20 protein-coding genes and 1 other annotated feature (1 of these 21 cut by a window edge) are annotated in these 20,510 nt (G+C 36.4%); all 20 genes read right to left on the reverse strand.

What is annotated here, in order from left to right; all coding sequences use genetic code 11:
* Position 1, reverse strand: a binding site (T-box leader); it reaches 224 nt to the left of the window's first position.
* A 51-nt stretch (positions 2-52) separates the two neighbouring features.
* The 20 genes from divIVA to LCF45_RS19290 all read right to left on the reverse strand — a co-directional run bounded on the left by divIVA (position 53) and on the right by LCF45_RS19290 (position 20,485).
* Positions 53-559, reverse strand: a complete 507-nt coding sequence (divIVA, locus tag LCF45_RS19195; protein ID WP_001131609.1) for a septum site-determining protein DivIVA — start codon at positions 557-559, stop codon at positions 53-55.
* A gap of 89 nt (positions 560-648) precedes the next feature.
* A complete protein-coding gene (locus LCF45_RS19200) occupies positions 649-1,416 on the reverse strand; it encodes a YlmH family RNA-binding protein (protein WP_002033759.1) in 768 nt (255 codons plus the stop codon).
* Between the two features lie 15 nt (positions 1,417-1,431).
* Positions 1,432-1,695 carry a YggT family protein gene (locus LCF45_RS19205; protein WP_002014720.1) on the reverse strand — a complete coding sequence of 88 codons (264 nt, stop codon included), beginning with the start codon at positions 1,693-1,695 and terminating at the stop codon, positions 1,432-1,434.
* A gap of 6 nt (positions 1,696-1,701) precedes the next feature.
* Positions 1,702-2,172 carry a cell division protein SepF gene (locus LCF45_RS19210; RefSeq protein ID WP_002014721.1) on the reverse strand — a complete coding sequence of 157 codons (471 nt, stop codon included), beginning with the start codon at positions 2,170-2,172 and terminating at the stop codon, positions 1,702-1,704.
* A gap of 19 nt (positions 2,173-2,191) precedes the next feature.
* Positions 2,192-2,866 carry a YggS family pyridoxal phosphate-dependent enzyme gene (locus LCF45_RS19215; protein ID WP_002033757.1) on the reverse strand — a complete coding sequence of 225 codons (675 nt, stop codon included), beginning with the start codon at positions 2,864-2,866 and terminating at the stop codon, positions 2,192-2,194.
* A gap of 5 nt (positions 2,867-2,871) precedes the next feature.
* The gene (gene pgeF, locus LCF45_RS19220) at positions 2,872-3,681 is read right to left on the reverse strand and encodes a peptidoglycan editing factor PgeF (RefSeq protein WP_002128855.1); all 810 of its coding nucleotides are present in this window, start codon (positions 3,679-3,681) and stop codon (positions 2,872-2,874) included.
* A 117-nt stretch (positions 3,682-3,798) separates the two neighbouring features.
* Positions 3,799-4,077, reverse strand: coding sequence for a YlmC/YmxH family sporulation protein (locus LCF45_RS19225; protein ID WP_012261605.1), 279 nt, complete (start codon positions 4,075-4,077; stop codon positions 3,799-3,801).
* Between the two features lie 293 nt (positions 4,078-4,370).
* Positions 4,371-5,150 (reverse strand): RNA polymerase sporulation sigma factor SigG, encoded by a 780-nt coding sequence (gene sigG / locus LCF45_RS19230; protein WP_002014725.1) that lies wholly within the window; start codon positions 5,148-5,150, stop codon positions 4,371-4,373.
* Between the two features lie 157 nt (positions 5,151-5,307).
* Positions 5,308-6,027, reverse strand: a complete 720-nt coding sequence (gene sigE, locus LCF45_RS19235; protein WP_002128857.1) for an RNA polymerase sporulation sigma factor SigE — start codon at positions 6,025-6,027, stop codon at positions 5,308-5,310.
* A gap of 19 nt (positions 6,028-6,046) precedes the next feature.
* Entirely contained in the window at positions 6,047-6,964 is a 918-nt protein-coding gene (spoIIGA, locus tag LCF45_RS19240) for a sigma-E processing peptidase SpoIIGA (protein ID WP_002165147.1), read from the reverse strand.
* Positions 6,965-7,421: 457 nt separating this feature from the next.
* Positions 7,422-8,576 (reverse strand): cell division protein FtsZ, encoded by a 1,155-nt coding sequence (gene ftsZ / locus LCF45_RS19245; protein WP_002014730.1) that lies wholly within the window; start codon positions 8,574-8,576, stop codon positions 7,422-7,424.
* A gap of 39 nt (positions 8,577-8,615) precedes the next feature.
* Positions 8,616-9,917, reverse strand: a complete 1,302-nt coding sequence (gene ftsA / locus LCF45_RS19250) for a cell division protein FtsA (RefSeq protein ID WP_002014731.1) — start codon at positions 9,915-9,917, stop codon at positions 8,616-8,618.
* 401 nt (positions 9,918-10,318) lie between these two features.
* Entirely contained in the window at positions 10,319-11,089 is a 771-nt protein-coding gene (divIB, locus tag LCF45_RS19255) for a cell division protein DivIB (protein ID WP_002014733.1), read from the reverse strand.
* Between the two features lie 98 nt (positions 11,090-11,187).
* A complete protein-coding gene (gene murB, locus LCF45_RS19260) occupies positions 11,188-12,093 on the reverse strand; it encodes a UDP-N-acetylmuramate dehydrogenase (RefSeq protein ID WP_078206269.1) in 906 nt (301 codons plus the stop codon).
* Positions 12,094-12,154: 61 nt separating this feature from the next.
* Positions 12,155-13,249, reverse strand: coding sequence for an undecaprenyldiphospho-muramoylpentapeptide beta-N-acetylglucosaminyltransferase (gene murG / locus LCF45_RS19265; RefSeq protein WP_002088269.1), 1,095 nt, complete (start codon positions 13,247-13,249; stop codon positions 12,155-12,157).
* A gap of 102 nt (positions 13,250-13,351) precedes the next feature.
* Positions 13,352-14,443, reverse strand: coding sequence for a stage V sporulation protein E (gene spoVE, locus LCF45_RS19270; RefSeq protein ID WP_078177805.1), 1,092 nt, complete (start codon positions 14,441-14,443; stop codon positions 13,352-13,354).
* Positions 14,444-14,532: 89 nt separating this feature from the next.
* Positions 14,533-15,885: a UDP-N-acetylmuramoyl-L-alanine--D-glutamate ligase gene (gene murD / locus LCF45_RS19275; protein WP_002142942.1), complete on the reverse strand. Its 1,353-nt coding sequence runs from the start codon at positions 15,883-15,885 to the stop codon at positions 14,533-14,535.
* Positions 15,886-16,860, reverse strand: a complete 975-nt coding sequence (gene mraY / locus LCF45_RS19280; protein ID WP_002014738.1) for a phospho-N-acetylmuramoyl-pentapeptide-transferase — start codon at positions 16,858-16,860, stop codon at positions 15,886-15,888.
* A gap of 22 nt (positions 16,861-16,882) precedes the next feature.
* A complete protein-coding gene (murE, locus tag LCF45_RS19285; protein WP_002014740.1) occupies positions 16,883-18,358 on the reverse strand; it encodes a UDP-N-acetylmuramoyl-L-alanyl-D-glutamate--2,6-diaminopimelate ligase in 1,476 nt (491 codons plus the stop codon).
* A 210-nt stretch (positions 18,359-18,568) separates the two neighbouring features.
* The gene (locus tag LCF45_RS19290) at positions 18,569-20,485 is read right to left on the reverse strand and encodes a stage V sporulation protein D (protein WP_002014741.1); all 1,917 of its coding nucleotides are present in this window, start codon (positions 20,483-20,485) and stop codon (positions 18,569-18,571) included.
* Positions 20,486-20,510 lie beyond the last annotated feature (25 nt).

The raw sequence follows: 20,510 nt of genomic DNA on the forward strand, positions 1-20,510 counted from the left end.
TTAATAAATATGCTGTTTAAAATTATATGTAATAATGAGAAAAACGTCAAGCTTACACTGTTTCTTCTTTTTTCAACAGTTCGTCCACTTCGTCTTCTAATTCAATTAGTTTATCCCAATCATCGTTGTTTAACATTTCAAGTTGTGTTTCTAATAACATACGGAAACGAGTTCGGAATACTTTCGCTTGTTTCTTCAACTCTTCAATATCAAAAGCAACTTTTCTTGATTTCACTAACGCTTCATTAATGATACGATCTGCATTTTTTTCTGCTTCACGTACAATTAATTTTGCTTCTTTTTGTGCATTACGCTTCACTTCTTCAGCAGCTTCTTGTGCGACAATGATAGATTTGTTCAGCGTATCTTCAATATTAGAAAAATGATCTAACTTTCCTTCTAATTGTGCAACCTTTTCTTCTAAAGCTTTTTTCTCACGAATGACTAATTCATAATCTTTGATGATTTGATCAAGAAACTCATTTACTTGATCTTCATCGTAGCCACGAAACCCGCGACCAAATTCTTTGTTATGAATATCTAATGGTGTTAACGGCACAACGCCACCTCCAAGTAGTTATCTAAATTTCCTCTTTCAATTATATCTTTTCTTCGACAAAATAAGAGAATTTCCTTCTAAAAAACCAATCATTTTAGTATACCATACAAAACTCTCCATTTGTCGCGCTTCGTTTTACCTTCTACAGAAAATAATTTACTTCGTCCATACCCTCTAACCGAGAAAACATCCCCTGGAAAACATTCATACGAAGTTTGCTCTACTGTTTTCCAATTGACTTTTACTAAGCCACCTTTTATAAGAGGCTGTACCTTCTGCCTAGATATATGTAGCATTTCAGCTAATAAAACATCTAGACGAAGTGACGAAACAGTCCCAGATTTTTCTCCCCATTTTTCACCTACACGCAAAATTTTCTCTACTTGTATAGGAGAGAGTGTGACTTTCATTTTCCCTATTGATTGTAAGTTCATTTCAATATACGATACAACTTCTTTGGCAACTGCAATTTGGGCACGGTCTTCTTGAAGCAAAATATCACCACATTTTTCCCTTGTTAAACCAAGCGACATGAATGCACCTAATATTTGCCTATGTTCTAGCGTAAAAAACTTGGAAGGATAGTCAATTTCTAATACTTCTACTTGAAATTCCTCTTCATTTAATTCTAGATAATCTGGATAAATTAGTGCTCTTTTCCGTTCGGCTTCAGGCATCGCACCATCAAACCGTACAGCTACATCTCCTTGCCCTATTACCATAGAAACAATTTGTTGCTGTCTTGGATCAAGAAAATCTGTTAACTTGACTTGATGGTACTCAGCAGCCTGTTTCCACTCTAATACTTTATCCACAAAGACCTCTTCATCAGGTCTAAAATGCTCATAGATGCTCATGTATTTAACCTCACACTATAAAAAATAGTTGAATAAACTCACTAAACCACCTCTAGCAAGTTTCAAGGCAACAATAGCAACAAGTGGAGAAATATCAATCATACCAAATGGTGGAATAAACCTCCTAAACGGCTCTAAATACGGTTCGCAAATACGCGCAAGAAAATCTCCAAAAGCTGATTCCTTTGCGCCAGGAAACCATGATAGGAGAATGTAAATAATTAGTGCCCACGAGTAAATCTCGATAGCAGTAAGTAACACTGTTAAAACTGTTGTCATGGCGTATTACCACCTCTTTATATTTGTCTCTTCTTCTTCACCGAATAACTCTGAAATCGCACCAACGATATCAACATTTTCAGGTGTACACATAAATGTTTTCGGGCCTATTTTTTGAATATCCCCGCCTATAGCGTATACAGTACCACTTAAAAAGTCAACGATACGTACAGCTTGATCTGTAGACATTCTTTGCAAATTAATTACAACAGCTCGTCTACCTTTTAAGTGATCCGAAATGCCTTGCGCTTCCGAATATGTACGTGGTTCTAGTAAAACAACTTTTGAAGATTGCTTCGCTGTTTCAATACTCACTACATTTTGCTTCGGTTGCACTTTCGCAAACGGAACATCTTGTTGTTCTGGGGGATCTTGTTGCTTTTTCATGTCTGTTTGCTCCTTTTCATAACTATATTGAGCTGCTTCTTTTTCTTCCGGTGTGTCAAAAAAGAAGTATTTTACTTTTGACCAACTCATAATAACTTTCTCCTTCCTCCTACGCTTTTCCTACTAAAACCGTTCCCAAACGAATATATGTAGCGCCTTCCTCAATTGCAATCGTGTAATCATTTGACATTCCCATTGATAATTCTTTACATGGTGCATGTAATAATTCTAGCTCCTGCACCTCTGTTTGTAGCATGCGCAATTCCTTAAAGCAGCGACGAATCTCTTCCTCTTCTCCTGTAAACGGAGCCATTGTCATTAATCCTACCACTTCAATCTTATCCAATTCTTGCAAACTTTGAATAAAAGAAATTGTTTCTTCTATCGCCAATCCTTGCTTTGATTCTTCAGATGATGTTTTCACTTGAATAAAGCATTTAACTTTCTTATCAGCACGTTTTTGAATTTCTTTTGCAAGCGAAAGACGATCTAATGAATGTAAATAATCAATCTCATTAATGATTTCTTTTACTTTTCTCGTTTGCAATGATCCAATAAAATGCCAATTCACTTTTGAACCGAAATGCTCGTATTTTTGTAAGAAACCTTCATTTCTATTTTCACCTAAATCAATAATTCCTGTTTCAATTACTTCGCTTGTTTTTTCAATCCCTACAGTTTTTGTAACTGCAACGAGCTTAATATCTTTCATCGAACGTCCAGCTCGTACACAAGATTCTTTAATTACTTCGTTTACATCTGCTAAATTCCCTTGCACTGTCACTTACTTCACTCCTCCTTAAAACCTATGAAACTCAACATTCTCCCCGTCTTACCTTGATCACGACGATGAGAGAAAAATAATTGTTCTTCACAGCTTGTACAAAGAGATGACATTACAATATGTTCTTCTTTTATGCCTGCTTGTACACATAATATACGATTAACTTCTTTTAAATTAATTGCATACTGACCATCAGAAATTACTTTATGAGGAACAGATCCGTTTACTACTTGCTGTGCTGCTGTTAATACACGATCATCAACAACATAACAACATGATCCGATTGCAGGACCAATTGCGACATGAATTTCATCACTTGAAACACCTTCTGCATTCCACTTTTGAATCATTTCTTTCGCAATCTCTGTTACAGTCCCTTTCCACCCAGCATGCGCAAGTCCTATCATATCATGTGATGGTGCATAAAAATAGAGCGGAACACAATCAGCGTAACAAGATGTTAAGAGAACATCTTTGTTAGTCGTATAAATGCCATCCGTTTTTGGAATACCGTCTTCATATGAATAAACGCCTTTCCCTTTTTCTTGCAGTCCTACTTTCTCAACATGATGGTCATGAACTTGTTCAGAGCAAATCCATTTTTCTAATGGTTTTTGTAACTTATTAGCTAAAATGCGTCTGTTTTCATGAACATTCTCCACGATATCATTCACATGTAATCCTAAATTCATCGCATGAAAGGAGCCTGTACTTACTCCACCATCTTTTGTCGTAAATCCAACAGTAATGTTTCCAAGTTCTTTCCACGCTTGTAAATACAGTATACCGTCCGCATATTTAAATGGTTCTCTCATAAAGCGACTCCTTTTAATTAAAATAACAGAAAAAAGTATGGTACTTCCTGTCTATTTTACCATACTTTTATTTTTTCATAATGACAACAGAAAAAAAAGAGGAATTTGTAATATTCTTTATGAAATTGTCGGTGTTTGTATTGATTCTGTTACAGAATTAACATGATCTACTTTTACAAGTATGACATCTTCTCCAATTTTCATAATTTGCTCCCAAGGAATCACAAATTCTACTTCCTTCCCAAAGAGTCCAAGCATTCGTGCCTGCTTAGAAATAATAACCGCCCTAATCTTTCCTGTGTCTATATCAATATCAATATCTCCAATATTCCCAAGCCTCTTTCCATCTGAAACATTTACAACATCCTTCATTTGAAACTCCGAAATCCGTATCATATTCATCCTCTCCCTTATATCATGAATCGTAAGTACGCTCTCAAATAAAGTGAAACCTTAATCAGTGAGATTATCCCCATCCCTACTGATTATTAACCCATGCCAATCGGACTTTTACGGGCAGTCCCGCTTCCATCTAACTTTTTACTTCAGCCTAATTTCGAAGCGGATAAACAGTATATAACCGCTACTAATAGAACATCCATTTTATTTTCATTATATGAACCTACCCAATCTACTATGAGCGCAAAATATTATATATAAAAAAGACCTCACCATAACTGGTGAGGACCTTATCCTTGAATCGTCTTATTCATTTGCTTAATAGCAGACTTCTCCAAACGTGATACTTGCGCTTGAGAAATCCCAATTTCTTCGGCAACTTCCATCTGTGTCTTTCCTTGAAAGAAACGTTTTCGAATAATCATTTTTTCACGATCATTTAAACGCTTCATTCCTTCTTTCAACGCCAGTTCTTCAACCCACTGCTCGTCCTTTTGTTTTTCATCCTTCAATTGATCCATAACAAAGATAGGATCTCCTCCATCGTTATAAATCGGTTCAAATAATGAAACCGGATCTTGAATCGCATCTAGTGCAAAAACAATCTCTTCATGTGTCACTTCAAGAACTTTCGCAATATCCATTGCTGTTGGTTCTTTTGAATTTTCAGCAATCAATTTTTCTCTTACTTGCAACGCTTTATACGCAATATCTCGTAATGAGCGAGATACACGAATTGGATTGTTATCACGCAAATATCTGCGTATTTCTCCAATAATCATCGGCACAGCATACGTTGAAAACTTTACATTTTGGCCTAAATCAAAGTTATCAATGGATTTCATAAGTCCAATGCAACCAACTTGAAATAAATCATCAACATATTCTCCTCTGTTATTAAATCTTTGGATGACGCTCAGTACAAGACGTAAGTTTCCATTCACTAATTTCTCTCTGGCGCTTATCTCTCCACTTTGCATTTCACGAAATAATTTACGCATCTCTTCATTTTTTAGTACTGGAAGTTTAGCTGTATCAACACCGCAAATTTCTACTTTGTTTCTCGTCAAAGTGTTCCCTCCTATCGGGAGTTGCTGTACAGTGTAAAGTATTTCCTTTGAAGGGGATTTTATGCATACGGTTTTTCTATCATTTTTCACAAATATCATATTTCCTCATGCACAAAAAAAGAATAAGACCAGTCTAGATACCGACTGGTCTTATTCTTCACACCATTTTATTAAATTCTTTTCGTAATCTTTTTATAATTCTTTTTTCCAAACGAGAAATATAAGACTGTGAAATTCCAAGCATATCAGCCACATCTTTTTGTGTCTTCTCTTCGCCACCAGCGAGTCCAAACCGAAGCTCCATAATTTGTTTTTCACGGTCATTTAATTGATGCAATGCTTTCATTAAAAGATGACGATCTACAGTAGCTTCTAAATCTTTTGTAATAATGTCATCATCTGTACCTAAAACATCTGATAGTAACAGTTCATTTCCGTCCCAATCAATGTTAAGCGGTTCATCAAAAGAAACTTCCGAACGATTTTTATTATTTCGACGCAAATGCATTAAAATTTCATTTTCTATACAACGAGATGCATATGTTGCTAATTTAATTTTCTTTTCTGGATTAAATGTATTCACTGCCTTAATAAGACCAATTGTTCCTATACTAATCAAATCCTCAATATTGATCCCTGTATTTTCAAATTTTCTTGCTATATATACAACAAGCCTTAGGTTACGTTCAATAAGCATCGACCTCGCAGCTTGATCTCCATTTGGTAATTTATTCAAAAGAACTGCCTCTTCTTCTTTCGTTAATGGCGGTGGCAACGCTTCACTTCCACCAATATAATAAATTTCATCGGTCTTAATTCCTAATTTCAGCAATACTTTATACCAAAGGTATACCAAATAAAATTTAAATTTCACCATATTATCCCGCCTCTCATAATTAAGCAATTACCATCTTTTGCGAAATCAACATTTTCGGATGTACAATGCATTGATACTCTCCATTAGTAGATAATTGTTGTGTATTTAATCCAATCAGTACTTTGTTTACAACAACCGAACTACCTTCATGATAAACTCGCACACAATCTGGCTTAATTGCCCATAAAAATTGATTCTCTACTCCTACTGCTCGGAAAGGAATTAAACGTAGTTTCGTCGCCCATCCAGAATCATTTTCTGGTATTTGAGGAATTTCTGTTTTGGAATAAATTTGTTCTGTTAACCAAGCTGGCAAACAATGTTCTAATGATGAAATATGCATAATCATAACGGGTGTTTTCGTTAACGGGTCATAAAGTTGGTTCCCACTATCAATTAGACCTGCTAATTCTAGTTCCTCTCCAGCTAATTGAATTTCCACTTTCACGATTTGATCATAGTGTATCTTTGTGACCTCTACGCTTTCTATACGCTTTTTAGAAAAATAATAAATTACTGGAAAACCAAAAATAACAAATACCCAACTAATTGGATCACCGTAAGAAACTGATTTAGATTGAACTAATCCATTTACCATTTCGTTCGTTTGCAAAAAGTAATGCGTTCCAATTAATCCTCCACCAACCATAAAGGTTACAAAATAGAAAGTAAAAACAGTTTGTGTATAATTTCTAAATGTCGAAAACCCAAATGCTGTATACACAATAAGTAACGAGTACAATAGTTTCATAATTGGATGTGTCATCATAGAAGCAAAAGGCGTAAAGGCGAAAATAACAATAGTTGAACCTATAAATGCCCCTAACACAAGCCTCCATCTTTTGATTCTCTTTTTTAACACGGTGGCTGTTAATAAAAGTAAAAGAAAATCAATGCAGGCGTTTAACAACCAAACGATGTCGGCGTAAACAACCAAACAATTCACCTCTTTTTTTAAGTTGAGACTAGTATAATGCATATCCAATAGGAAAGTGTGTCAATTGGTGGAGGGATTTTTTTGTTATTTTGTGATTTCTAGACATAATCTGTCGGTAAAAAATAAAAGTGTATTTTTCATAGAATAATATAAATTTTTTACTTGTATACATAATAATTGAATTATATATATACAAAGTTTATCTTGCTATTTGCGGGCAGTAAGACCCTGCCTCAAAATTCAGCTATAAAAAAGTACAGAAGTTAAGTGGGCGTCGGGCTAACAATCATTTTTGGATGAACACCCCCGACTAATTAAAGTTTCAATTTATTTATCACAGCTTATGGTTTAAAAATAGGACTGGGCTCTCCATATGCAAAATAATAAAAAAAGATCTGCTTAGCAGATCTTTTCCATTTAGACAACAAAAAAAAGGAGCATGAAAGCTCCTTTTCTTTTATCGTCTACGACGGTTACGTAAGAATGCTGGAATATCGATGTCATCTGAATCAGTATGACGATCATGCACAACCGGCTCTTCACGTTTCATTTCACGCTTAACTTCACGTTGTTTTGAAGGTTGAGCTACTGGTTGTTGTTGCTGTTGCGTGTGATTCGCAGTCGGACGGATAATTGGTTTTGGTGGTTGTGTCGAAGCACTATCATCAAAACCAGTTGCAATTACAGTGACAACGATATCATCTTTTAATCCTTCATTAATAACAGAACCGAAGATCATATTTACTTCTGGATCCGAAGCTGAAGCTACAATGTCTGCTGCTTCTTGTACTTCATATAAACTTAAGTTTGCGCCGCCCGTAATGTTCATAATAACACCTTGAGCTCCATCAATAGATGTTTCTAGTAATGGACTGGAAATCGCTTTTTTCGCAGCTTCAGCAGCACGATTTTCACCATTACCAGAACCGATACCCATTAAAGCAGAACCTCTATTAGACATAATTGTTTTTACGTCTGCAAAGTCTAAGTTAATTAGACCTGGTGTAGCAATTAAATCAGAAATACCTTGAACACCTTGACGTAATACGTTATCTGCTTCACGGAACGCTTCTAACATTGGCGTATTTTTATCAACAATCTCTAATAAGCGATCATTTGGAATTACGATAAGTGTATCTACATTTTCTTTAAATGACGCAATACCAGATGCAGCTTGAGTTGCACGCTTACGCCCTTCAAATGTAAATGGACGTGTTACAACACCAACTGTTAACGCGCCTAGTTCTTTTGCAACTTGAGCAACAACTGGAGCTGCACCAGTTCCAGTTCCGCCGCCCATACCAGCAGTTACGAAGACCATATCCGCGCCACGAAGCGCTTCTTGAATCTGTTCTTTACTTTCTTCTGCAGCTTTTTTCCCTACTTCAGGGTTTGCGCCTGCACCAAGTCCACGCGTTAATTTTCCACCAATTTGCATTTTCGTTTCAGCTTTTGATAGATTTAATGCTTGTGCATCAGTATTCACAGCGATAAAGTCTACACCTTGTACACCGTGTTCAATCATACGGTTTACAGCATTGTTTCCGCCACCGCCGACACCGATAACTTTTATATTCGCTAATTGATCTTGAGTAGTATCAAACTCTAACATGTCGAAATCCCCCTAGAACCTCATTTTTCGTGTCCAATTTTAATCCCATAAATAACGGAATGCACGTTTTACTTTTGACATCATGCGGTCATCATTTTGATTAGTATTGTTTTGATTACGAGTTTTTTGTTTCGCAGGTTGCTGTTGTACCGGCATTGGTGCTGGTACTGGTTCAAAATGTTCTTGCTTTTCCTGCACATTTTTCCCACGTAATTTAGCTTTTTGATAAGAATGTTTAATTAATCCAACTCCACTTGTATATTGAGGCTCACGAACACCAATATAATCAGGAGTTGCTATACGAACATTTTCATGTAAAATATCGTATGCAAGATCAAGAACACCTGGCATAGAAGCTATCCCACCAGTTAGTACATATCCAGAAGCAGCTTGCTTTACTCCTAACTTATGCACTTCATCTTGAACAAACATTAAAATTTCCTCTACACGAGCCTCTATTATATCCGATAATTCCAACTGAGAATATTGTTCTGTTTGATCGCTTCCCATAATAGGAACCGTAAACATCTCTTCTTCAGATGCTGTATCATAAAAAGCATGTCCATATTTCAGCTTAATTTGATCTGCATTTTCTGTTGAAGTTTTCAGCCCAATCGCTATATCCTTCGTTATATGATCTCCACCTAATGGCAATACGCTCGTTGCTTGCAACTCTCCATCTTTAAAAATAGATAAGGTTGTAGATCCTCCACCCATATCAACAAGGGCTACCCCTCTATTTCTTTCATCCGAAGATAACGCAACTGTCGCTGCCGCTAAAGGTTGCAGACAAATATCAACAATTTCAAGACCTGCTTTTTCTACACAACGAAGTAGGTTATGTAGTAAAGTTCTCGAGCCTGTAATAAGTGTACCTTCCATTTCTAATCTTACACCGATCATCCCGCGTGGATCGTTAATCTCGTCAAGACCGTCTACAATGAACTGTCGAGGTACCACATCAATAAATTCACGTTCAGGAGCAATTGACACAACTTGCGCTGCATCTAGAACGCGTAAGACATCTTCATTCCCGATTTCACGATCTTCATTTGAAACAGCGACTACTCCGTGACACGGGAGCAACTGTACCTGGTTTGCATTGACACCTACTACAACTTGCTCAATGTGGATACCCACCATGCGCTCGGCTTGTTCAATTGCTTTTTTAATTGATCGAACAGTTTCATCTATATCAACTATCGATCCCTTTTTCAAACCATTTGATTTTACGTTTCCAACACCAATAATGTTTAAGCTATCATTAACCATTTCACCAATGATGACTTTAACATTGGATGTACCGATGTCAAGACTAACATATATTTCATTGCTGTTCATTCTTTGGCACCTCCTTCTTTATTTATACCATACAACTCAATATATGGAACAACAATCGCAACTTTACTATTTATAAGAAAAATATTCAACGTCTTTGTACGTTTCCCTTTTTTAACCCTATATTTTTCTTATTTTTATTTAACATTCATTTAAGAATATCGCAGTAACCTGTGAATAACTGCTCTATCTTGAAATAATTATATTTCAAGTGTAAAGATTACCGCCAAGTATAAGTCTACACTAAGATGTACTTGTAGAAAAGTGAAACTTGTACCAATCCTAGTATGAATCTAAGAAAATTTACATTTTTTTCATCAAATTAAGCATTCTTGCAAATTAGCATCCATATAAAAGAACGTTTGTTTCATTTCATACGTAATAACGCAGTAAAAACTATCATTCTATTCTTTCTTTTCTTCAGCACCTAGTTCCTTCGTATATGCACCCACTTCTAAGTCAATTAAAACCTTCTTACCAGGTTCAATTGTTTTTAAAATAAGTGGATAAGCTTCCATTCGCTTTGCGAAATTTTGAATAGTGGTGCTCACTTCATATCCTTCATTCATATATAAAGTAAGATGATCTTCATTTGCGTTCGTTGGTGTATAACGAATTTCAGAAATAGACCTTAAAATAGTTGGCGTTAATTTTTCTAGTTCTGCAATTAATTCCTTCATTTTTTCCTCTTTAAATGGTTCAAAAATTGGTGCTGCAACTGGAAGCTTTCCGTTCGGAAGTACATCGAGTGTTTTCCCATTTTCTAATAACGGTTGTAATTTCCCATCTTTGTTTATATAGCCAATTGTTAAATATTCTTCGATATGAACATCAATTTTGTTTGGGAAACGTTTTTTTACATTTACCTCTTTAATTTCTTTTCGTTTCGTTAAGTTTTCTTCTGCTTTATGAGCTGTTACTCGGAAATAACTCGTATCATATGTCACACCTGATTCCTTCATAACTTGTTCATCTGTCATATAATGATTTCCAAAGACACTTATCTTTTTTATATTACTAAGCGGAGACCGAAAATAAATTAAAAAGAGTACTAATAAAAATAAAATCGATATGTATAAAATTAACCGATGATTAACAGGTTTCTTATTTTTTTTATTTTGATTCTTTAATTTTGGTACACGATCTTGTAGTTTAATCACTTTACTATTTTTCATGTACGATCCCCCTATGTAACATAAAGAACGGCATGTTCCTCATGCCGTTCTTATCTTCTTATTATAACATAAATGATAATGAGCGGAACGAACAACCGTTATCTTCCAATTATTTCTACTTCTGTATGCATATCAACACCAAATTTATCTTTAATTGTATGCTTTACCAATGCGATTAAGTCTAATACATCTTGCGCTGAGGCCACACCAGTATTAACAATAAAATTCCCATGCATTTCAGAAATTTGAGCTCCACCTATTGTATAACCACGAAGCCCTGATTTTTCTATTAAATCTCCTGCAAAATAGGGGACTGGATTTCGAAATATACTTCCTGCACAAGGGTGATTCCAAGGCTGCGTTTCACGGCGATACTCTTTATTCTTTTGCATGCTTCTTACAATTCCCTCGCGTTCGCCTACCTCCAATTGGAATTCAGCTTCCAAAACAATACCAGGGCGTTTCATTTGCAATACAGATGTGCGATAAGAAAAGCCCATTTCGGTATTCGTCAACCAATTAATTGTTCCATTGTCAAACAAAATACGAGCTTTCGTTAATACACTCGATATGTCGGACTTATGAGCGCCTGCATTCATATACACTGCACCGCCAACACTTCCTGGAATACCACTTGCAAATTCCAGGCCCGCTAATCCCTGTCGACTAAGTAAAGTTGACAATTTAATAAGGGGATATCCAGCACCGACTCTTACTCTATGTTTTTCGACTTCTAAATGGTCTAATCCTTCTCCTAAACGAATAACCACACCTTCTATACCTTGATCAGATACGAGAAGATTTGAACCACGACCAATTGCAGTCCACCCTGTCTTGTACTTCTTTACTAACTCTAGAGTCTTCTCAATACCAGCAACATGCTTTGGTACAATTAAAATATCAGCTGGTCCGCCTATTTTCATAGTCGTGTAACGCGCTAACGGTTCATTAACTAACACGCGACCAACATTTGCTTCTAAAAGCTCTTTTACTAATTGTTCCATAGACAATCTCCCCCATATCAAGTCTCCTTATTACAGTAATATGCAGGGCGTTCACCTAATGTTATTTTTTAATAAGCTTGTTCATTACTTCATATAGCTTATTTGCTGCATCTGGAATACCAAGTTGCTTAGTAGCCAGTTTCATATTTTGTAATGTTTGTGTATCCAATAAAATCTCATCAATGTCACGAATAAGCGTTTCAGATGTTAAATCTTTTTCAAGTAGCATTTTAGCTGCTCCTTTATCAACAACTGATCGTGCATTTTTTTCTTGATGGTTATTTGTTACGTACGGACTTGGAATTAATACACTCGGCTTTCCTAACGCTGTTAATTCTGCAAGCGTTGTAGCCCCTGCCCTTGAAACAACAAGATCTACACCCGTCAGTACCTCTGGCATATTATGAATAAAAGGTTTAATAATAACATTATTCGGATTCCCTTTTTGTTTCACGGCTTCCATAACTTTATCATAATGTACTTCGCCTGTTACATATAATACTTCGTAACTTTTATTCCCAAATTGTTCAATCGCTTCTACAAAAGCATCGTTAATCGGTCTAGCCCCGCGGCTCCCACCAAAAATAAGCACGGATTTTTTAGAAAGGGATAGTCCTACCGAACGTTTTCCTTTCATTCCATTTTGGTCCATTACTTCTGATGCACGTGGATTACCTGTCATAACCACTTTTGACTGTGGAAAATGTTCTGCAGCTGCTTCAAAACAAACTGCAACTTTATCGACATAACGACTTAAAAATTTATTCGTTACACCAGGTACACTATTTTGTTCATGGACAATAGTCGGAATACCTAATTTAGCCGCAGCATATACAACTGGCCCACATACGTATCCACCCGTACCAATCACAATATCAGGGTTAAAACGACGAATATATCGTTTACTATCTTGAACACCTTTTAGGAAACGCATCACTGTTTTTACATTATCAAGAGAGATTTTTCGTTTAAATCCACTTATAACAATAGATTGGAACGGAATACCCGCTTTCGGTACGATGGTACTCTCTAATCCATTCTCTGTACCAATGTATAAAAATCTTGCTTCAGGATTTAGTTTTTTTATTTCTCTAATTAAAGCAAGAGCTGGATAAATATGTCCTCCAGTACCCCCACCACTTACTAATACTCGCACTACTGATTCCTCCACTTCCCTGTTCTTATTCAATCGTATTTATTTCTATATACATATTGTATTTTCACACACACACGAAAAACCCTGTCTTTTAAACAGGGTTTAATAGCGAGAATGGCGACTTATATTCAATAATACACCTACCGCCATTAACATTAAGGTCAAACTTGATCCACCATAACTTAAAAATGGCAAAGTAATACCGGTAACAGGCATCAGTCCTGTTACAACACCAACATTAATCATTACTTGAATCGCAATCATCGCCACAATACCTACTGCTAAAAACGTACCATATAAATCTGGCGCTCCTAATGCTATACGAATCCCACGCCATAATAATAGACTAAATAATAATAACACAAATGAACCACCAATAAAACCTAATTCCTCGGATAAGATTGCAAATATAAAGTCTGTTTGTGGTTCAGGTAAATAGAGAAATTTTTGTCTACTTTGTCCAAGTCCAAGCCCAAATAAACCACCAGGTCCAATTGCGAGTAACGATTGGATAATTTGAAATCCACTTCCGAGCGGATCCGACCACGGATCTAAATATGATGTGATGCGTTTCATTCGATATGGCGCTGATGCAATTAACCCTACAAATCCCGCTGCACCAAGCAAACCAAACATTGCAAAGTGAAAGACCCTTGCTCCCGAAATAAATATCATAATAATACATGTCCCAATCATTACCGTTCCCGTACCAAGATCTGGCTGTAACATAATTATCCCAAAAGCAAGAAATACAAAACTAAGAGCCGGTAGTAAACCTCGTCTAAAAGATGTAATTAATTTTTGTCGTTCCGCTAAAAATTTTGCTAAGAAAATAATCATCGCGAATTTCATAAACTCTGACGGTTGGATAGAAAATGCCCCGATTCCAATCCAACTTCGCGCCCCTCCACGAACGAGACCTACTCCAGGAATAAGAACGAGAATAAGAAGAACGAAACAAACTAGTAAAATTACTTTTGAATACGTACGCCATACCCAATAATCAATTTTCATCAGAAAAAACATAGCTACTACCCCAAGACTTGCAAATAACAATTGTCTTTTTGCAAAAAAGAATGAATCCCCCATTTTATAAGAGGCCCAAACCGCACTCGCACTATAAACCATAATCATTCCGATTGTTAACAACGCAAGTGTAACGATGATGAGAATAAAATCAGGCGTTTTCTTCATTAGCCATGAACACCACCTCTTTGGGCAGAACCTTTGCCCTATGTAACAAAACATCAGTAGGTGTTAGCCTACTGATGTTTTGATTTACTTTATATAAGTTTATGCACAGCTTGTATAAAAATGTCTCCTCTTTCTTCAAATGTTTTAAATTGATCCCAGCTTGCACATGCTGGTGAAAGAAGAATTACATCACCATCGGTAGAATGAGCATAAGCTTTCACTACTGCATCATCTAAAGTATCGACACTTTCAATTACATCTAATCCTGCTTTTTCTGCCGCTCTTACTAATTTTGGTGCAGTTTGTCCAAATGTCACAATCGCTTTGACATGTTTAAAATATGGAATTAAATCATCAAATTCATTACCACGATCAAGTCCACCAGCCAATAATACAATCGGTTGTGTAAATGCAGATAATGCTTTTTCTGTCGCTAGCATATTCGTCGCTTTTGAATCATTATAAAATTTACGATTATTAATCGTTGTTACATATTCTAAGCGATGTTTTACACCTGTAAAACTTTTTAACACAGCAGTAATTGCTTCATTAGAAACACCTAGTAATTTAGCAATACTCATTGCTGCTAAAATATTTTCTAAATTGTGCTTACCAGGTAAAACAATATCACTTACTTTAACTACTTTTTCGCCTTTAAAATAAAGAGCGTTATCTTTTATATACGCACCATCTTCAATTTCTTTCGTCGTCGAAAATAATACTTTCTGTCCTTTACTATATGCCGATAACGCCATGACATCTGCATCATCTGCGTTAATTATACTATAATCTGCTTCAGTTTGGTTTTTGAAAATATTCGCTTTCGCCAAACCATACTCTTTCTTCGTCCCGTGATAATCTAAATGCGCTTCAAATAAATTTAAAAAGGCTGCAATTTTTGGTTGGAACGATTCCACTCCCATCAACTGAAACGATGAAAGTTCCGTAACGACAACTTCATTTTCCTTCGCCAATTGTGCAACTTCACAAGCTACAGTACCTATATTCCCCGCAATAACTGGGTGCTTTTGTCCTTCTTTTAACATTTCAAACGTTAACATTGTCGTTGTTGTTTTACCGTTAGATCCCGTAATCCCAACAAACGGTGCTGCTGAAATGGAATATGCTAATTCAACCTCAGTTACAATTGGAATTTGTTTTTCTTTCGCCGCCACTAAGAGTGGATTAGAATATGGAATTCCTGGATTTTTTACGACAAGTGAAATGTTTCTCTCCAGCAATTCTAATGGATGCCCACCACACACAACATCCATTCCTTCCGCTTGTAACTCAGCTGCAAGCACATTACCCGCTAATGGTTTCCCATCATTTACAATGACGTTTGCCCCTAACTTTTTTAATAAAGTAGCTGCTGCATAACCACTTTTAGCAATACCTAATACAAGAACATTTTTATTTTGATATTCAGTTACAGTTTTCAATTACATCCACACCCCGATATAAATTCCTAGCACAGCTAATAAAAATCCTACAGACCAAAACGTTACAACAACGCGCCACTCTGACCAACCACATAATTCATAATGATGATGTAATGGGCTCATTTTAAAGACACGCTTTCCTGTTGTTTTGAACGAAATAACTTGGATAATAACAGATAAAGTTTCCGCTACGAATACACCGCCAATAATAACGAGTAACAATTCTTGTTTTAACAAAATCGCTACAGCTGCGATAGCACCACCTAAAGCTAGAGAACCTGTATCCCCCATAAATACTTTCGCTGGATTCGCATTGAATACTAAAAATCCAAGTACAGCTCCTACAACTGCCATACAGAAAATCGCTACCCCAAATTGTTCTTGAGCTACAGCAATAATACTAAATGCTCCGAATGCAATAGCAGCTGTTCCTGATAATAAACCATCTAAACCATCTGTTAAATTAACCGCATTTGATCCACCAATAAGCATAAATAATACGAGAACAAAATACGCCCAGCCTAATTCAAATTTAACATCAGTTCCTGGAATCATGATATACGTGTGAAATGCTTGCCCTTTTCCAATTAAAAAGAACGCAATAGCAATTACAAGCTGACCAATCAATTTTTGTTTTGATGTTAAACCAAGATTTCTTTTCTTTACTACTTTTATGTAGTCATCTAAAAATCCGATTAATCCGTACCCAAATGTAACTAATAATAACAATGATACTTCTGCACCTAAATTGTTAAATTTAATCGCCATAATAAGCGTAGTCACCATCATAGATACATATATGACAATACCACCCATCGTTGGTGTCCCTGATTTCTTTTGGTGTGACTTCGGTCCTTCGTCACGAATACTCTGTCCGAACTTTAACTTTCTTAAAAATGGAATAAATAATGGCGAAAGGGCAACAGAAATTAAAAATGCTACCCCAGCCGTTACTAATAAACCTTGTTCAAGCACATGTAGTCCTCCTCTCATGCTGTTACACTTCGTTGTTTAAACGCTCCGTGATTGCTTCTTTAGCAACTTCACGATCGTCAAAATGATGAACTTCTTTACCAATAATTTGATACGTTTCATGCCCTTTACCAGCAATAATAATAATATCTTCTGCTTTTACTTTCGAGATAGCGGAACGTATCGCTTCTTTTCGATCGACAATTACTTCATAATTATTCCCATTCACATCATTTACCATATCATCTAAAATAGCCTTCGGATCTTCACTTCTTGGATTATCTGATGTATAAATTGCATGAGTTGCATATTCGGTTGCGACACTTGCCATTATTGGTCTTTTCGTTCTATCTCTATCACCACCGCAACCAACGATACAATATACATCGCCTTTTGCAAACTGTTTTGCTGTTTTTAGTACGTTCTCTAAGCTATCAGGTGTATGCGCATAGTCAACAATAACTGTGTAATTTTGTCCACCATCTACAACTTCAAAACGTCCAGGAACGCCAGCAAGCTCTTTAATTACATCAATAATTGTTTGTAAGCTCACTCCTGAAACAAGACCTGCTGCTGTAGCAGCTAACACGTTGTATACATTAAACTTACCAATTAATTTCATCGTAACATTTACAGTTTCGTACGGTGTTACAAGTGTAAATGTTGTACCGCCACTCGTCATTACGATATCTCGTGCCATAATGTCGCTTGCCACATCTATACCGTATGTTACAACAGTAGCTGCTGTACTTCTCATATACTCTTCTGCTACTGGATCATCACTGTTTAATATAGCGTATTTTTCACGATTATGATGATAACTATTGCCAAGCTGTGCGAAAAGCAACCCTTTCGCATGTTTATATTCTTCCATCGTTTTATGATAGTCTAAATGATCTTGTGTTAAATTCGTAAATACTGCAACATCATAATCGCACCCGTGTACACGGCCAAGATCTAAAGCATGAGACGAAACTTCCATTACTGTGCTATCCACACCTTGTTCAACCATTTTTGAAAATGTCTGTTGAAGTGTTAGTGCATCTGGTGTTGTATTTTTCACCTCAAATGTTTCATCACCGATTTTCATATTAATCGTTCCAATTAGCCCTGTTTTATGACCATGTGCGCGCATAATTTCATCCATAATATGCGATGTTGTTGTCTTTCCATTTGTACCTGTAATACCGATTAAATGTAACTTGTGTGTTGGTTGGCCATAAAAATAATCAGCTAAAACCGCTAGCGAACGAAAAGTATTTTTCACAAGTACAACTGGAACGTCAACATCAATTGGTCTTTCCGCAACAATAGCAGCCGCTCCTTGTGCGGCTGCTTGCTTAGCAAAGTCATGGCTATCAACCGTATATCCTTTCATACATATAAATAAGCTTCCCTCTTTCACTTTACGTGAATCCGCTTCAATAGATGTTATTTCTGGATTTTCTGTTGGAACAACTGGAAAATCATGCAAACATGATACAAGTGTATGCAACTTCATTTCACTAAACCCTCTCTACATTGTTTATTTATCTCTTATTTTAGCAAGTAACACGTTACCTCCTAGTTATATAAAAATAGGAGGTAAGTGCTACTATAGTCTAATCAATAGATTTATTTATTAATGAGACACTTATCGTCTCAAGTAAAGCAATTTTTCTATAAAGAACTCACTTCCACCAATTGTACCATAAAACACAATCAGTTACCTTTAATTCCCGAAGTAAATTCTAACTTTTGAACCCTCTTTTACTTTAGCTCCTGCTTCTGGTGATTGTTTAATTACTTTCCCACCATCACCACTTATATCAAGCTTCAAGTCTACAAGTTGCGTTTGTAAATCTTTCTTTTTCATACCAATTAAATTCGGAACTTCCACAGTTGGTGTATCGCCCCATTTATATTCTTTCTCAACTTGCTCTTTTCTCGGTTCCACTCCCATTACAGGAAGTGCGTCACGAAGAATATTCCCAACAATAGGTGCTGCTACAACTCCACCAAATTGAGTGACTCCTTTTGGATTATCCACTGCTACATAAACAACAATTTGCGGATCGTCAGCTGGAGCAAAACCGATAAATGATACAATATAGTTATTATCTAAATATTTTCCATCTTTCACCTTTTGAGCAGTTCCAGTTTTTCCACCTACACGATATCCATCAATATAAGCCCCTTTACCCGAACCTTTCGCTACAACATTCTCTAATGCGTAACGAACTTTCTCTGAAGTTTCCTTGGAAATAACTTCCCTTTTCGCAACAGGTGTCTTTTTGCTGACAACTTGATTATTCTTCGGATCAATAAATTCCTTCGCTATATATGGCTGATACAAAGTTCCACCATTTACAGCGGCCGCTACAGCTGCTACTTGTTGAATCGGTGTAACAGAAACACCTTGCCCAAATGAAGTCGTCGCTTGCTCGACTGGACCAACTTTATCTAAATTAAATAAAATCCCGCTACCTTCACCTTGTAAATCAATTCCGGTCTTCTGTCCAAACCCGAAATTGCGAATGTATTTAAACAATCGATCTTTACCAAGACGATCACCGAGTTCAATAAATCCTGGGTTACAAGAGTTTTGAACTACCTCTAAAAACGTTTGGCTACCATGGCCTCCAGCTTTCCAACACCGCAATCTAGCTCCACCAACTTCAGCTGCCCCATCATCATAAAATGTATCTTTCTCTAAGTCTACTAAATTTTCATTCAAGGCTGCAGCTAATGTAATAATCTTAAATGTTGACCCCGGCTCATACGTACTCCATACAGGTAAGTTTCTGTTATATACTTCCGGAGAAACACTTTGGAAATCTGCTGGATCAAAACTTGGTCGACTTGACATACCTAAAATTTCACCATTTTTCGGATTCATTGCAATTGCTATCATACCGTCAGGATTATACGTTGATTCCGCAATATTCATTTCTCTTTCCATAATCCTCGTAATGCGTGAATCAATTGTTAATCCTAAATTCAAGCCGGCTTCTGGTTTTTTGAAATCATCTCCAACGTTAGGCATTCTCTGTCCTTTCGCGTCTGCAAAAAATCGCACATGACCTTTATCACCATTTAGCTCTTTATCATAATATTTCTCTAGTCCCATAAGCCCTTGATTATCACTGCCCGCAAATCCTAATACGTGTGATAAAAAATTACCGAATGGATAGTACCGGATAGAATCCTCTGCGATGTACACACCCTTTAAACTTAATCCGCGTACTTCTTTCGCTTTGTCATGCGATATTTTCCTTCCGCCTTTATCAAGCCTTACAATCGATTCTTTTTTTGTAATCCGCTTATAAACATCATCTTTTTCCACACCTAATACTGCAGCTAACTTCTCTGCAGTCTCTGCTGGTTTTTCAATTTGCCTCGGCACAACAAAGACGGTCGGTGCACTTTTATTCGTAGCAAGCTCCACACCATTTCGATCTAAAATTTTCCCTCGCTCTGGTTCAAAAGTAATATTACGACTCCATGAATCCTTCGCACGATCCGTTAACATATTTCCAAGAAAAAATTGCACATATCCAAGACGAATATCGATAATGGTGAAAATGAGTATACCCGATATAAGTATAAAAATAAGTCGTTTTCTAACTGTTACATTTGATACACGCATATTGGAACAAGCCTCCCTTACGCCT

The sequence above is a fragment of the Bacillus sp. 41-22 genome (genome assembly GCF_025809295.1).
Classification (GTDB): domain Bacteria; phylum Bacillota; class Bacilli; order Bacillales; family Bacillaceae_G; genus Bacillus_A; species Bacillus_A mycoides.

What these genes read in the sequence shown, in the direction of transcription:
- LCF45_RS19200 (WP_002033759.1), bottom strand. Translation starts at nt 1,416, where the DNA reads ATGAGCATCTATGAGCATTTTAGACCTGATGAAGAGGTCTTTGTGGAT.
- LCF45_RS19205 (WP_002014720.1), bottom strand. Translation starts at nt 1,695, where the DNA reads ATGACAACAGTTTTAACAGTGTTACTTACTGCTATCGAGATTTACTCG.
- LCF45_RS19210 (WP_002014721.1), bottom strand. Translation starts at nt 2,172, where the DNA reads ATGAGTTGGTCAAAAGTAAAATACTTCTTTTTTGACACACCGGAAGAA.
- pgeF (WP_002128855.1), bottom strand. Translation starts at nt 3,681, where the DNA reads ATGAGAGAACCATTTAAATATGCGGACGGTATACTGTATTTACAAGCG.
- LCF45_RS19225 (WP_012261605.1), bottom strand. Translation starts at nt 4,077, where the DNA reads ATGATACGGATTTCGGAGTTTCAAATGAAGGATGTTGTAAATGTTTCA.
- sigE (WP_002128857.1), bottom strand. Translation starts at nt 6,027, where the DNA reads ATGGTGAAATTTAAATTTTATTTGGTATACCTTTGGTATAAAGTATTG.
- ftsZ (WP_002014730.1), bottom strand. Translation starts at nt 8,576, where the DNA reads ATGTTAGAGTTTGATACTACTCAAGATCAATTAGCGAATATAAAAGTT.
- ftsA (WP_002014731.1), bottom strand. Translation starts at nt 9,917, where the DNA reads ATGAACAGCAATGAAATATATGTTAGTCTTGACATCGGTACATCCAAT.
- divIB (WP_002014733.1), bottom strand. Translation starts at nt 11,089, where the DNA reads ATGAAAAATAGTAAAGTGATTAAACTACAAGATCGTGTACCAAAATTA.
- murB (WP_078206269.1), bottom strand. Translation starts at nt 12,093, where the DNA reads ATGGAACAATTAGTAAAAGAGCTTTTAGAAGCAAATGTTGGTCGCGTG.
- spoVE (WP_078177805.1), bottom strand. Translation starts at nt 14,443, where the DNA reads ATGAAGAAAACGCCTGATTTTATTCTCATCATCGTTACACTTGCGTTG.
- murE (WP_002014740.1), bottom strand. Translation starts at nt 18,358, where the DNA reads ATGAAGTTGCATACACTTGTATCATGTTTGCATGATTTTCCAGTTGTT.
- LCF45_RS19290 (WP_002014741.1), bottom strand. Translation starts at nt 20,485, where the DNA reads ATGCGTGTATCAAATGTAACAGTTAGAAAACGACTTATTTTTATACTT.